We start from the raw sequence: 14,224 nt of genomic DNA, 5'->3' as shown, positions 1-14,224 counted from the left end.
ATGAGCCAGCCACACCGGCAGCGGGTGGTGCTCTCGCAACGCCGCGGCGCGCGGATGGTGCGCACCCGCGTCGAAGTGCAGGAGCAAACCGAGGTCGGCGACGCCCTGGTCCGTAGCCTGGTGCGCGCGCAGCTGTTGCTGTCGGTGCGCCTGGCGGTGATGACGCTGTCGATTCTGTTCGCAATTCCGTTGCTGGGCATGCTGCTTGCACGTTTCACCGACGCCACCCTGTTCGGTATCGGGTTCCCGTGGCTGGTGCTGGGGGTGGCGATTTATCCGTTGCTGTTCGGGGTCGGCTGGGCGTACGTGCGCCGAGCCGAGCGCAACGAGGCCGAGTTCGTCGGCCTGGTCGAGGACTAGGCGTCGGTGAACGGGTCCATTCCCGTCGCGACGGTGATCGCGCTGCTCTTCGCAGCCGCGGCCACCGTCGGCATCGGCATCTACGGAGTTCGGTTGGCGCGCACCACCTCGGACTTCCTGGTGGCGTCACGCTCCGTCGGTCCGCGGTGGAATGCCGCCGCAATCAGCGGCGAATACCTCTCTGCTGCATCGTTTCTCGGTGTCGCAGGGCTGATCGCGAAATACGGTGCCGATGCCCTGTGGTACCCCGTCGGCTTCACCGCGGGCTACCTGGGCCTGCTGTTGTTCGTCGCCGCACCGCTGCGCAGGAGCGGCGCGTACACGGTGCCCGATTTCGTCGAGTTCAGGCTCGGCGCACCGTGGTTGCGCACCCTGGCGATGCTGGTCGTGGTGGTCATCTGCGCGCTCTATCTGGTGCCCCAATTCCAGGGTGCCGGCCTGACTCTGAACATTCTGCTGGGGGTGCCGGGGTGGGTCGGTGCTCTGGCGGTCGGGTTGATCGTCATTGCGAACGTCGTCGGCGGCGGGATGCGTTCCATCACCTTCGTGCAGGCGTTCCAGTACTGGCTCAAACTGACGGCGATTGCCATTCCCGCATTGGTCCTGGCCGTGCACTTCTTCGCCGACGACCGAAGCGTCGGCAGCCCGGCCCCACCGACCGTGACCGAACAGACCGTCGTCGACATCACCACCGATGTTCTCGTGCAGGTGGATTCGCCGATCGTCGTCGCCGTGAGGGGAACGCTCGACGACGAGAGCGTCGACGGGCGAGTCCTGCTGGACGCAGGCGAACACCGACTGGGCTCGGGCACGTCGCTGACGCTCGACGCCGGATCGCCCGTTCCCGTCGTCGCGGGGGCACCGACGACCGACCGGGCATGGGCGATGCCGGGCGGGGGACTGGGTGGGCAGCACCCGCTGTATCAGGTGTATTCGCTGATTCTGGCCACGTTCCTGGGAACCCTGGGCTTGCCGCACGTGCTGGTGCGGTTCTACACCAACCCGGACGGTAGAGCGGCGAGACTTACCTCGCTCACCGTGTTGGCGTTGCTCGGCATGTTCTACCTGTTCCCGACGGTCCTCGGCGTTTTCGCCCGGCTGTACGTGCCGCAGTTGCTGATCACCGGAGCATCGGACGCCGCCGTCCTGCTGTTGCCCGGCTCGGTACTGTCCGGAATTCCGGGCCAGCTGCTCGCCGCACTGGTGGCCGCAGGTGCCATTGCAGCCTTCCTGTCGACGTCCTCGGGCCTGCTGGTCAGCATCGCAGGCGTGCTCAGTACCGACGTCCTCTCGGGCAAGGTCCGAGACTTCCGCGTCGCGGCGATACTCGCCGGGGCAGTACCGCTGGCATTGTCCATCGGCGTTGTCTCACTCGACCTCTCGCGCACCGTCGGGCTCGTCTTCGCGGTTGCGGCCTCGACCCTGTGTCCACTACTGGTGCTGGGCATCTGGTGGCGGGGACTCACCGCAGCGGGAGCGGCAACCGGACTGCTCCTCGGTGGGGGCATCTCACTGGTCGCCGCATCGATCTCCGTCGTCACCCCCATCTCCGACGGCGTCCTCGGCGGTTGGGCGGCAGCGATTCTCGGCTACCCCGCCGCCGTCAGCGTCCCCGTCGCCTTCGCCTCGATGATCGCCGTCAGCCTCGCCACCAGAAAAACGGTGCCGTCGGACATCTCCCGCATCTTCGCGCGACTGCATCTCCCCGAAGGCCTCGACATGGGCAAAGATCGCGAGCGCGAACTGTAGCTGCGTCTTCGGGTCGTTCCGCAGGCTCCACTCCACTCGTTGGGTCATTCCGCAGGCTCCACTCCACTCGTTGGGTCATTCCGCAGGCTCCACTCCACTCGTTGGGTCATTCCGCAGGCTCCACTCCCGCCGCCGCCGCTCGACTGCCATTCTCGACCGCTCGGCGCACACTCCCGCAGCCCATCGTGTGATCGACACCACCTCCTGATTTTGTGACCTGACTCTCATTAATGTTCCGAGTCAGCTACAGCTCACATCTACTTCAGGAGTCCAAGGTGACCGCACCGGAAACCAGTTCGCCACCGGACGCGCAAGCGTTCGTCGACATGCAGGCCAGTCCCGAGTTCCAGGAACTCCGACGTCGTCTGCGTAGCTTCGTGTTCCCGATGGCCGGGTTCTTCCTGGTCTGGTACGTCATCTACGTGCTACTGAGCACCTACGCGGTGGACTTCATGTCCACCAAGGTGTGGGGCAACATCAACGTCGGTCTGCTGCTCGGCCTCGGCCAGTTCGTCACGACGTTCGCTATCACCGGCATCTACGTGAAGTTCGCCAACCGTGAACTCGATCCTCGCGCCGCAGCCTTGCGTGCCGAGATGGAAGCCTCTCAGGGAGCCAAGTCGTGAACGTATTAGCTCAGGCCACCGACACCACAGTCGGTGAACCACTCGTCAACATCGCGATCTTCGGTGCGTTCGTCCTCGTGACGATGTTCGTCGTCATCCGCGCATCCAAGAAGAATGCGACCTCCGCGGATTTCTTCACCGCAGGTGGCGGCTTCTCCGGACCGCAGAACGGCGTCGCCATCGCCGGTGACTACCTCTCGGCGGCCAGCTTTCTCGGTATCGCCGGTGCCATCGCCGTCTACGGCTACGACGGCTTCCTGTACTCCATCGGCTTCCTCGTCGCCTGGCTCGTCGCGTTGCTCCTCGTCGCCGAATTGCTCAGGAACACCGGCAAATTCACCATGGCGGACGTGCTGAGCTTCCGGCTCAAGCAGGGTCCGGTTCGTACCGCGGCCGCACTGTCCACGCTGACGGTCTCGCTGTTCTACCTGCTGGCGCAGATGGCCGGTGCCGGCGGACTCGTCGCACTGCTGCTCGATATCTCCGACCGCACCGGACAGTCCATCGTCATCGCCATCGTCGGCGTGCTGATGATCGCGTACGTGCTCATCGGCGGCATGAAGGGCACCACCTGGGTGCAGATCATCAAGGCCGTTCTGCTCATCACCGGCGCAGCGTTCATGACCGTCCTGGTTCTCGCCAAGTTCGGCATGAACTTCTCCGAACTGCTCGGCAGCGCTCAGGCGATGGTGGCCGGATCGGCCGACGATGTCGTGGCGGCCCGTGACGTCATCGAGCCCGGTGCCCAGTACGGCGGCAGTGCCACCTCGAAGATCAACTTCCTCTCGCTCGGTCTCGCACTCGTCCTCGGTACCGCGGGTCTGCCGCACGTGCTGATGCGCTTCTACACCGTGCCCACCGCCAAGGAAGCTCGCCGCAGCGTCGTGTGGGCCATCGCGCTCATCGGTGCGTTCTACCTGTTCACCCTCGTCCTCGGCTACGGAGCCGCAGCGATCGTCGGACCCGACCGCATCCTGGCCTCGGCCGGTGGTCAGAACTCCGCTGCTCCGCTGTTGGCCTTCGAGCTCGGCGGCGTGATTCTGCTCGGCATCATCTCGGCGGTCGCCTTCGCGACGATCCTCGCCGTGGTCGCCGGACTGACGATCACCGCCTCGGCGTCGTTCGCCCACGACATCTACGGCAGCGTCATCAAGAAGGGCAAGGTCGACGACAAGAAGCAGGTCAAGGTCTCCCGCATCACCGCCGTCGTCATCGGTGTGCTCGCCATCGGCCTCGGCATCCTCGCCAACGGTCAGAACATCGCGTTCCTGGTGGCACTCGCTTTCGCCGTCGCTGCAGCCGCGAACCTGCCGACCATCCTGTATTCGCTGTTCTGGCGTCGCTTCACCACCACCGGCGCACTGTTCAGCATGTACGGCGGTCTGATCTCGACCATCGTGCTGATCGTCTTCTCCCCGGCCGTCTCCGGATCGCCGACGTCGATGATCCCCGGCTCGGACTTCGCCTGGTTCCCGCTCTCCAACCCCGGCATCGTCTCGATCCCGCTGGCATTCATCCTCGGCATCGTCGGAACGCTGATCTCGAAGGACACCGAGAGCACCGACAAGCAGGCCGAGATGGAGGTTCGCTCCCTCACCGGTATCGGTGCGGAAAAGGCCAGCGCTCACTAGTCCATAGCAGTTCGATCGAAAATGTCCGTGTGAGCAAGGCCTCACACGGACATTTTTCGTTCAGCGGTTACCATCACTGCTGTGGCCAAGCTGAAGGTTTCCCTCGACGTCCCGCTGACCCCCGAACAGACGTGGGCGCACGCGTCCGATCTGTCCGGCTACGAGCAGTGGCTCTCCATCCACGAAGCGTGGCGCGGTGAGCTGCCCGAACAGCTGGCCGTCGGCACCACCCTTGACTCCATCGCCAGCGTGAAGGGCATGCGCAACCGGGTGTCCTGGAAGATCGAGTCCTACGACCCGCCCAAGAAGCTCGAGCTCAAGGGCAACGGCAAGGGCGGCGTCAAGATCGGCCTGAACCTGACCGTGAAATCCAAGGGTGACGGCTCCGAGATCACCATCGACGTCAATCTCGGCGGTGCACCACTGTTCGGTCCGATCGGCTCCGGCGTCGCGCGCGCTCTCAAGGGCGATATCGAGAACTCGCTGAAAACGTTCGTCAAAATCTACGGCTGACGGGGCAGAAGTGGAGCCTGTGGAACGACCGATGAAGTAGGAGCGCGCCATGCCAGGTAGACACAGTGCCCCGTCGTCCACCTCGAGCAGCCGAGGAATCGCCAAGTACGGCGTCGTCGCCGTAGTTCTGCTGCTCGTGGTCGGCGGCGGCGCGTTTTTCGCGCTGAAGGCCTTCGGGTCCGCCTGCGGCGACACGCAGTCCTACTCGCTGGCTGCGGATCCGGCGATCGCGCCGGTGCTGCAGCGGATCGTCGACAACACCTCGGCCGAGGATCTGGGTTGTGCCGGCGTCGAGGTCACCGCCACCGAGTCTGGTCAGGTCTCGGCCGCGGTGGCCAAAGGCGACGATGTTCCCTCGCTCTGGGTTCCGGATTCGTCACTGTGGATCGGTAAGACCGTGCGGTCCACAGCGTCGTTGATCGACCTGGCCAGTCAGTCGGTGGCAGGCAGCCCGGCTGTGCTCGCGGCCCGCAAGGACGAAGTGCCGTTCTTCGACACCTGGCTCACCGCATTGAAGCTCGAGGGTCTGCGCATCGGTAACCCGTTGGCCAACACCACATCCGACGCGGCCATCCTGGGCGCGGTCGCCGAAGCAGGATCGGACGAGACCGCCCTCGACGCGGTCTCGGCGGCGCTCGTTCCCATCGCTCAGGCTCAGGCCGCCACCCGCGGGGAGGCCGATCCGACGGTGCGGCTCGACGATCTCGTCGCCGACGGAGGCGTCGCGGTGGTCTCCGAGCAGGCCTTCCTGGCCTACCAGCAGGAGAAGATCGTCGAACTGGGCGCGACGGTGCCGCCGACGGGCACCATCTTTCTGAACTTTCCGCTGGCGGTGACCGAACCCGCAGGCGATCGACACGAGACCGCGAAGTCCGTCGGGACGGCACTGGCCACGGCCATCGAATCCGAACAGGGGCAGCAGGCTCTGTCCGAGGCCGGGTTCCGGTCCGCGGACATGGCCCCTCTCGATTCCGATCGTGGCATCGGGGATGTCACGGCCCTGACGATTGCCGATCAGCAGGCCGCCGAGTCGACGCTTCGGCAGTACCAGGTGTTGGCGCTTCCGTCGCGCACTCTCGTGATGGAGGATGTCTCCGGATCGATGAACTACAGCGCCGGGGCGAATTCACGTATCGCCATGACGGTGCAGGCCAGTGAGACCGGAAACCGGCTGTTCCCCGACAACGCGTCGATGGGATTGTGGGCGTTCTCGATCGGACTCGGTGGCGACTCTCAGGACTACCGAGAGTTGGCACCGATTCGGCGAATGGACGAACAGGTCGGCGACACCAGTCAGCGCGAGGTGCTGCTGCAGCAGATCCGCAGCCTTCCGTCCCTGGTCGGCGGTGGTACCGGGTTGTACGACACCACGTTGGCCGCGTTCCGTACCGTGCAGCAGGGCTACGACCCCGATGCCGTGAACAGCGTCATCATCCTCACCGACGGCACCAACGAGGACCCCGACAGCATCTCGCTCGACGAGCTGCTGTCGACCCTGCGCGCCGAGCAGGACCCGTCCAAGCCGGTCGTCATCGTCACCATCGGCATCACCGACGATGCAGATGCCGGTGTGCTGCAACAAATTTCGGCCGCTACGGGCGGTACGAGCTTCGTCGCACGAAATCCTGCGGAGATCCCCAACGTGTTCGTCAATGCGCTCAGAAGCCGCTCCGGTCGTTGAGAAGGCTACTATGCTGTGCGTCGCGTCACTTCTGAGTGTGCGTACGGTTGCTCTCGTCCTGTGAGCGCAACGGGGGCCGAGCAGGGGGTTTGCACAGATGTCGGGACGTCACAGCGGTAGTGCGCGCAGGTCCGGGTCGGCCGTCATCTGGGCGGTGGTCGCCCTGGTGGCCGTCGTCGTCGTGGTCGGTGGATTCTTCGGAGTGCAAGCGGTGCGCGCATCCGGTGCGAACTCCTGCGATTCCCTCGACACGGTCTCGCTCGCGGTGGACACCTCCATCGCCGAGCCGGTGCAGCGGATTCTCGCGCAGGCAGGCGAGGTCGAGCGCGGTTGCGTGAACTTCGAGGTGCGAGCAGAACGTCCCACCGATACCGCCACCGAAATCGCTGGAACCGACGACGGTCGCCCGGACCTGTGGATTCCGGATTCGACGCTATGGCTGCTCAAGACACTCCGCTCGACCGGAGCGCTACCCGAGCTGGCCAAGACCTCCGTCGCGAACACACTGCCGGTCCTGGTTTCGAAGTCCGATGCCGTGCCGGTGACCGATACCTGGCTCAGCGTGCTCCAGCTTCCCGGTCAACGCATCGGTGATCCACTGACCAGCAGCGCCTCGAATGCCGCGATCCTCGGCGCGCTGGCCGAATCCGAGGTGGCAATCTCCGACGCGAAGGCGGTGTCGGCCGCACTGGTGCCAATGGCCCAGGACTTCGGACGGATCGCGGACGCCCCACACGACACCCCGGATCTGGTGGCCCAGGTGGCCGCGGACGGTGGTACCAGTGTGGCCACCGAACAGGCACTGCTCGCCTACGAGGCCGACAATCCGGGATCGGCTCTGGCGGAGTCGGTTCCGCCGACCGGCAGCTACTTCCTCAACTACCCGCTCGCCGTGACCGCGCCTGCCGGCCCCGAGTACGACCGCGTCAAGCAGGCCGGAGCGGCCTTGGGCTCGGTTCTCGCCACCGCGTCGGCTGCCGACACCCTGGTCGCAGTCGGCTTCCGGACATCGAGTGGCACACCACTTCCCGACGGCCGAGGCGTCGGGTCCGTCGCGTCGCTCGAGATCAAGAACCCGCTGTCCATCGAAACGACGCTGCGGGATTGGGCCGTGCTCGCGCTACCGCTGCGCACCCTCGTCGTCGAGGACGTGTCGGGTTCCATGGCCGCGAAATCGGGTGACTCCACGCGTATCGCGCTGACCGTCGACGCGTCGATAGGTGCCAACTCGCTCTTCAGCGATCAGACGCAGATGGGGTTGTGGGCGTTCTCGATCGGACTCGGTGGTGGCAAGCAGGACTACCGTGAGCTGGTGCCGATGGGTGAGGCCGACGGTACGTTCAACGGAAAGTCGCAGCGCGACGCCATTCTCGATTCGATCCGGGGCCTCCCGGGTCTCGTCGGAGGCGGAACCGGGCTCTACGACACCACGTTGGCTGCGTTTCGGCGCGTCAAGGAGGGATACGACCCCAACTACGTCAACAGTGTCATCATCCTGACCGACGGAGCCAACGAAGACGAGGGCAGTATCTCCCTCGACCAACTGCTGGCGTCGCTGCAGCAGGAGCAGGATCCGGTGCGCCCCATCGTGATCATCACCGTCGGCGTCACCGGTGATGCAGATCCGGTTGCGCTGCAACAGATCTCGGCTGTAACCGGCGGAACGAGCTATGTTGCCGAGGATCCGCGAGACATCCCGGACGTGTTCGTCAAGGCCTTGAACTCGCGCACCGAACGTCTCGCGGGCGAGTAGGTCAGCTCCACAGGAAGCTGATCGCGATGGCTGCGGCGCACGCCAGAGTCACCACGGTCAGCGTCACCGCGTCGGAGGTCTTGAAACGCGCTTCGGTGGCGGTGATCATTCCGGTGCCTCCGCGGGCGGTGATGGCCCCACCCATTTCGTCGGCACGTCTGATGGCAACCGACATCACCGTCGTGACGATGTCGACCAGAGAATTGTCCGACGCGCTGTTGACGACCGGCTTGGGGCGCAGGCGTCGGGCAGCGTTGAGGGTGCGCATCTCTTCGATCAGCAGCGGAAGCGACCGCAGGCTCAGGGCCACGGCGATCGCCCACTCGTCGACGGGCAACTTCAGCTTCTTCAGCGGCGTGCCCAGTTTGGAGACCGCAGGGGCGATGTCGCTCATCGAGGTGGTCCAGCCGATCATCATCGATGCGCCGAGCAGGACGAAGATGAACAGCGTTGCGCGCAGATACACCAGCACTGCCGCGCCGCCGATCGGCAGGTTGATCAGGGCTCCGACGCCGAACAAGGCCCAGATCCACCACGGCGGACGCGGCAGTGCGGTGATCGGGACATGCGCGATGATCGCGGCGATGACCAACAGTGCGAACACGATTCCCAGGGCGGGCCACGTCGGTGCCACCACGAGAGTGATGCTCAGCAGCAGCACGACGACGAGTTTGGTGCCGGCCCACAGGCGGTGGATCGGTGAGAATCGCGGGACCTGACGCAGTACGACGGTGGTCACGAGTGCACGCTCCCCAGGATCGAATCGGAGACGATGTGGCCGTCGGCCATCGTGATGGTGCGGCTGCAGACGGTGTCCATGCCGTCCACGTCGTGCGAGATGACGACGATGGCGACGCCGCGATCGCGCAGTCCGGCGAGAACGCCGATGATGTCGTCGCGTCCGGGAGGGTCGAGCCCGGCCAGGGGTTCGTCGAGAACCAGCATCCGAGGCCGACGCGCAATCAGTCCGGCCAGCACCACGCGTCGCATCTGACCACCACTGAGCGAATCGATGTCGCGAGCGGCCAACGACCTGTCCAGGCCGACGGCATCCATCGCGGCCGATACTGTGGCAGAACCTGTTTCGGGACCGGCAGCGGCAGCGATGTCCTCGGAGACGGTGCGCCGCTGCAACTGCAGGCGAGAATGCTGGAACGCGAGCCCGACATCGCCGACGCGTGAGGTCATCGCTTTGCCGCCGAGCCGGGCGGTGCCACTGGTCGGGCACGTGAGGCCGGCCATGATCCAGGCAAGAGTGGATTTGCCCGAACCGTTGCCACCGAGAATCAACACACCCTCACCGCGTTTGACGGTGATGTCGACGCCGTTCAGCGCTGCCTGCGCCCACGGGGTGCGGCGGTTGTACGTGTGCTCGACGCCGCTCAGTTCGAGGAGACGTTCACTCGAATTGTCGTGCAGCGCAGCAGGATTCTCCGTTCGAGCGTGCATCCACGTCGTGTCGTGCTGCACCTGATAACCCTCGTGCAGATGCACGACGCGATCTGCTGCGACGGTCTCGGAGACGTGGTGGGTGACCAGCACGACCGACATCTCGTGCCTGCGAGGCAGTTCGGCGAGGAGCGAGACCAGATGTTCGCGCCCGGAGGCGTCGATCATCGCGGTTGCCTCGTCGGCGATGAGAAGCGCCGGACGGCGAGCGAGTGCTGCGGCGACGGCGAGTCGCTGCATTTCGCCACCGGACAGGGAGGCGGTGTCGCGCGATCCCATGCCGCCGAGGCCGACCTCGTCGAGCAGGGCCTCCACGTCGGGGCGTGAATCGCCGGGTGGCAGTCCCCACACCACGTCGTCGGCGACGCGGGTGCCGAGGATCTGACTTTCGGGGCGCTGCAGCACCACCGCCGTGCCGCCGTACCGTCCCAGACCGGTCGAGCCGGGCCTGTCCACAGTTCCCTCCGACGGTTCGAGACCGGCGAGGATCCGCGTCAGCGTCGATTTGCCGGAACCGTTGTGGCCGACGATCGCCACGAACTCACCGGTTTCGATGCGGAGGTCGACGCCGGTCAACGCGGACGTCGTGCTTCCCTGGTAGCGGAATCCGACTGCGGTGAGTGTCACCGGTAGCGGCCCGATCTCGTCGTCGGCGCTCGAGCCCAGAGGTTCGGGGGTGGGAATGGTGGAGAGGCGGTCGAGGATCGCGGTGAGGATGAGCCACGCGAACAGCGTTCCGGTGACGATGCCGAAGGCGATCGACCCGCCTACCCACCACCACCAGTTGTCGAGCACGGTCGTGGAGCCGGTGCGGATCACGTCGGCAACGCCTTGCAGTGCCGATGTGCGCTCGAGCAGTCGAGAAATGGCCTCGAAGGTGTTGCGGAGAGTCTCGAGGAACAGCTCGCGCAGCGGAACGAGAACGAGCAGCATCAGCACGGTCAATGCGCCGAGCGCCGGCCCGACGACCATCGAAGTGACGAGAACGCCGAACAGTCCTTGCTTCTTGCGCTTCGCCCGCCCGACCAGGCCGCCCAGAAGGGCAGCGCTGGCAACACTGATGGCGGTCTGGGTACCTGCCGCGACAAATCCGACGAGGGTGCCGGCGACCGCAGAGGTGACCAGTGCACGAGTCCGATACCGGAGCGCGACCACCGACATGGGAATCGCTGCGACGACCTGAAGGATCGTCGCCATCGGTACCAACACACCGATCACCGTCAACGCGACGGTGAAGCTGCTCATGACGGCAGAGGTCGCCATCTCCTGCGGACCGAGGGGACCGGACTTGGGCGTGCGCACGGGCTGGGTCAGCGGCTGCGCTGGCTTGTGGCCGGTCCTGCTGCGCGACGGCTGTGGCCGCCACCACCGCTACGCGGTTGACCGCCACTGCGGGGCTGTCCACCACTGCGAGCCGGGCCGCCGCGTCGCGCGTTGTTGCTGTTGCGAGGATTCGCGGTGCGAGCCGGTGCCTGCTCGGCCTTCGGTGCGGGCTGGACGTAGCGGGCCTGCTCGCCGACGAGATTCGCCACTGCGGGCGAGTCGGCGGTGACGCGGATGGGCGTGACCTTGATGTCGGCCTTGCGCAGCAGGACTGCGGTGTCCTTGCGCTGCTCGGGCAGGACGACGGTCACAACGTCTCCGGCGCTTCCCGCGCGTGCGGTGCGGCCGGAACGGTGCAGGTATGCCTTGTGCTCGGCCGGGGGATCGACGTGGACGACGAGCTGGACGTCGTCGACGTGGACGCCGCGGGCTGCGACGTCGGTGGCGACGAGAACGCGGGCCTGGCCGGAGGAGAACGCGGCGAGGTTGCGGTCACGTGCGGCCTGCGAGAGGTTGCCGTGCAGATCGACGGACGGGATTCCGGCGTCGGTGAGCTGCTTGGCGAGCTTGCGGGCCTGGTGCTTGGTGCGCATGAACAGGATGCGGCGTCCGGTGCCGGAGGCGAGCTGGTGGACGAGCTTCTTCTTGGCCTCGACGCCGTCGACCTCGAACACACTGTGTGTCATGGCCTCGACGTGCGACGTGGCCTCGTCGACGGAGTGTGTGATCTGGTTGTGCAGGAAGCGCTTGACCAGCTTGTCGACGCCGTTGTCCAGGGTCGCGGAGAACAGCATGCGCTGGCCCTTGTCCGGGGTGGCAGCGAGGATGCGGGTGACGACGGGCAGGAACCCGAGGTCGGCCATGTGGTCTGCCTCGTCGAGGACGGTGATCTGGACGCCGTCGAGGGTGAGGTGACGCTGCTTCATCAGGTCTTCGAGGCGACCGGGGCAGGCGACGACGATGTCGACTCCGCCCTTGAGTGCGGAGACCTGGCGGACCTGCGAGACGCCACCGAAGATCGTGGTGACCTTCAGCGAGTACGCGGAGGCGAGGGGTTCGATCGCGACGGCGATCTGAGTGGCGAGCTCACGCGTCGGCGCGAGGATCAGGCCGCGGGGGCGGCCGGGCTTGCGGTTACCGGGGAGCTGGCCGGCGAGGCGAGCGACCATCGGGATGGAGAAGGCGAGTGTCTTGCCGCTGCCGGTCTTTCCGCGTCCGAGCACGTCGCGTCCCTGCAGTGTGTCGGGGAGCGTATCGGCCTGGATGGGGAATGCTTCGGTCTTGCCCTGGCTCGCGAGTACATCCGCGATGGCCTGGGGTACACCGAGTGCAGAAAAAGTCTGTGGGGTCGTCATAGTGATGAAAAGTGCCTTTCGGGCAGGGTGTTGCACCTGCGGGCCTTCGGGCCGAGATGCAAGGTGGCGAGACTGCCGGTGGGCAGTTCCGATCGCCGTAAGAGAAGCCTGTGCAGGGTGCACATGGAGGTTCGGGAGCATTCCACGACGTCTGACGTGCAGCTACGCGCGTCGTTGACGAGTGTAACCGAGTTGTGGACAGCTCTGTTCCCGCCGTCGCTGATCACGCGGCGTCGAAGTCGAAGAGTCCTTCGAGTATCACGTTCTCGATCGTCGAGTTGTAGAGCTCGACCACCGGCATCGGCGGCGCACTCGAGTCGTAGGTGTGCCCGGTGGGTGAGATGAGTACGTAGCGGTGTCGCGCGTTGCGTTTGTCTCGTAAGGCCTCGGCCGTCCAGCCCTCGCCCTCTTTCGCGTAATTGCATGCGGCACAAAGGCCTGCGCCGTTCTCGGCGCTCGTTCTGCCGCCTGCGGAGTGTGGTCTGATGTGATCGTGGTGACGGATCGGTGCGTCGCACCACGGTGTGCGGCAGGTGCGATCCCGAAGATCGATGAGGCGTCCCAGCGCTGTCGGAAATGCGCGTGATGTGGACTCCACTGCCGTCAGTGCGCCGGACGTCGGATGCGCGTAGAGGCGGCGCAATGCGACGTGCGTCTCACTGTCGAGTGTGTCTCGGATGAGTTGCCGTGCGACGTCGGACGGAATGTCGCCATAGCCGTGCATGTATGCGGACGTGTCACCGCCGGCGAGGAGGGTGGAATCCGAGATCACGATGTCGACGGTCACCGGAGGACCCTGTGCTGCGGATGCGCCGGTGATGCGCTCGAATACGAGGTCGGCCATGATCTGGTCGCGGGTTCGTGTCTCACCGCCTGCATTGATGAGGGTGTCGGCGTCGCGTCGCAGTGTCGCCCACATGCAGACCGATTTCTCCATCGAGGTGAGTGCGGTGAAGAAGCCCATCGATTCGGGTGCGGGGCGGGTGCTGGTGCGGCGGGCGGCGTAGGCCTTGGCGCGTCGTTTCACCTGGGAGGCGGCGTCGAGTTCGTTGGCAAGTGCGCGGGCCCGGCCTTCGATGGAGCGGTCGCCGGCACCGGCCAGTGTGGCGGGGTCGGCGCACAGTCGTTCGTCGATGGTTCGGCGGTCGTCGACGGTGAGGCATGCGGTTTCGCGAGCGAGGATCATGGCGCGCCACTCGTTGAGTTCGCCGGCTCTCAGACGTGCGAGAGTGTGCGGCATTTCGTGCACCAGGGCGCGAGCAAGGTCGAGGTGGGTGCCGCCGCGGTTCGGTGATTCGCGTCGGGCCAGGCCGATCTGCGACGCAATACCGATGCGCCACTGCGGTTTCGGCTTACCGCGCTCGCGGCGTTCATTGCTGATGGTCGTCGCCACGGCGTCGGTCACCACGGCTTGAACTGCCACGCTGGCGCACTTGATCGTCTCGAGTGCCGAGATCAGATCGATGCCCGCTGCTGCGTCGAGATCGAACTCCGATGACTGAAGGCGCGCAACGAAGCGCAGCACTTCATCGGACGTGAGTGGTGAATCTTGTACGGCTGTGACCACGAGTTCCTCCCCAGTACTCGAATGCATGTTCGATAGTACGGGCGTTTTCAGGGTTGCGCAATAGGAGGGGGAGAATCGCGGAATCGTTTCGGTGGTGCCCTCGGCAGGATTCGAACCTGCGACCTACCCTTTAGGAGAGGGTTGCTCTATCCCCTGAGCTACGAAGGCTGGTGATTGTTCTCGTGATCCGAAGTCGTTGTGCAGCAACGGCTTTCGT

General features: G+C 65.5%; 11 protein-coding genes and 1 tRNA gene. 7 read left to right on the top strand and 5 right to left on the bottom strand.

The genetic code is table 11. From position 1 onward, the window contains the following. The 7 genes from AYK61_RS10215 (at nt 1) to AYK61_RS10185 (ending at nt 8,313) form a co-directional block, all read left to right on the top strand. A complete protein-coding gene (locus AYK61_RS10215; protein ID WP_121870713.1) occupies nt 1-360 on the top strand; it encodes a hypothetical protein in 360 nt (119 codons plus the stop codon). Between the two features lie 6 nt (nt 361-366). Continuing rightward, the gene (locus tag AYK61_RS10210; RefSeq protein ID WP_121870712.1) at nt 367-2,109 is read left to right on the top strand and encodes a cation acetate symporter; all 1,743 of its coding nucleotides are present in this window, start codon (nt 367-369) and stop codon (nt 2,107-2,109) included. A gap of 326 nt (nt 2,110-2,435) precedes the next feature. Continuing rightward, nucleotides 2,436-2,735 (top strand): DUF485 domain-containing protein, encoded by a 300-nt coding sequence (locus AYK61_RS10205; protein ID WP_032378306.1) that lies wholly within the window; start codon nt 2,436-2,438, stop codon nt 2,733-2,735. Next, on the top strand, nt 2,732-4,366 hold the full coding sequence (locus AYK61_RS10200; RefSeq protein ID WP_121870711.1) for a cation acetate symporter: 1,635 nt from the start codon (nt 2,732-2,734) through the stop codon (nt 4,364-4,366). The genes AYK61_RS10205 and AYK61_RS10200 overlap by 4 nt, the downstream gene beginning before the upstream one ends. 81 nt (nt 4,367-4,447) lie before the next feature. Further along, the gene (locus tag AYK61_RS10195; protein ID WP_121870710.1) at nt 4,448-4,879 is read left to right on the top strand and encodes an SRPBCC family protein; all 432 of its coding nucleotides are present in this window, start codon (nt 4,448-4,450) and stop codon (nt 4,877-4,879) included. Nucleotides 4,880-4,928: 49 nt separating this feature from the next. Then, the gene (locus AYK61_RS10190) at nt 4,929-6,560 is read left to right on the top strand and encodes a substrate-binding and VWA domain-containing protein (protein WP_121870709.1); all 1,632 of its coding nucleotides are present in this window, start codon (nt 4,929-4,931) and stop codon (nt 6,558-6,560) included. Between the two features lie 97 nt (nt 6,561-6,657). Next, the gene (locus AYK61_RS10185; protein WP_121870708.1) at nt 6,658-8,313 is read left to right on the top strand and encodes a VWA domain-containing protein; all 1,656 of its coding nucleotides are present in this window, start codon (nt 6,658-6,660) and stop codon (nt 8,311-8,313) included. A gap of 1 nt (nt 8,314) precedes the next feature. Here the strand turns inward: AYK61_RS10185 and AYK61_RS10180 are convergent, their stop codons facing one another. From AYK61_RS10180 to AYK61_RS10160, 5 genes are all read right to left on the bottom strand, one after another. After that, nucleotides 8,315-9,052, bottom strand: coding sequence for an energy-coupling factor transporter transmembrane protein EcfT (locus AYK61_RS10180; protein WP_121870707.1), 738 nt, complete (start codon nt 9,050-9,052; stop codon nt 8,315-8,317). Continuing rightward, entirely contained in the window at nt 9,049-11,064 is a 2,016-nt protein-coding gene (locus AYK61_RS10175) for a DUF2232 domain-containing protein (RefSeq protein WP_259468003.1), read from the bottom strand. The genes AYK61_RS10180 and AYK61_RS10175 overlap by 4 nt, the downstream gene beginning before the upstream one ends. Before the next feature lie 8 nt (nt 11,065-11,072). Further along, a complete protein-coding gene (locus tag AYK61_RS10170; protein WP_121870706.1) occupies nt 11,073-12,440 on the bottom strand; it encodes a DEAD/DEAH box helicase in 1,368 nt (455 codons plus the stop codon). Between the two features lie 223 nt (nt 12,441-12,663). Next, the gene (locus AYK61_RS10165; RefSeq protein WP_183130227.1) at nt 12,664-14,007 is read right to left on the bottom strand and encodes an HNH endonuclease; all 1,344 of its coding nucleotides are present in this window, start codon (nt 14,005-14,007) and stop codon (nt 12,664-12,666) included. A 92-nt stretch (nt 14,008-14,099) separates the two neighbouring features. Further along, nucleotides 14,100-14,175, bottom strand: a tRNA-Arg gene (locus AYK61_RS10160). Between the last annotated feature and the right edge of the window lie 49 nt (nt 14,176-14,224).

Origin of the sequence: Rhodococcus sp. SBT000017 (assembly GCF_003688915.1) — a bacterium.
Classification (GTDB): Bacteria; Actinomycetota; Actinomycetes; order Mycobacteriales; family Mycobacteriaceae; genus Rhodococcoides.
Note: the sequence above shows the minus strand (reverse complement) of the source record. Positions and strands in the feature narration are given on the sequence as shown.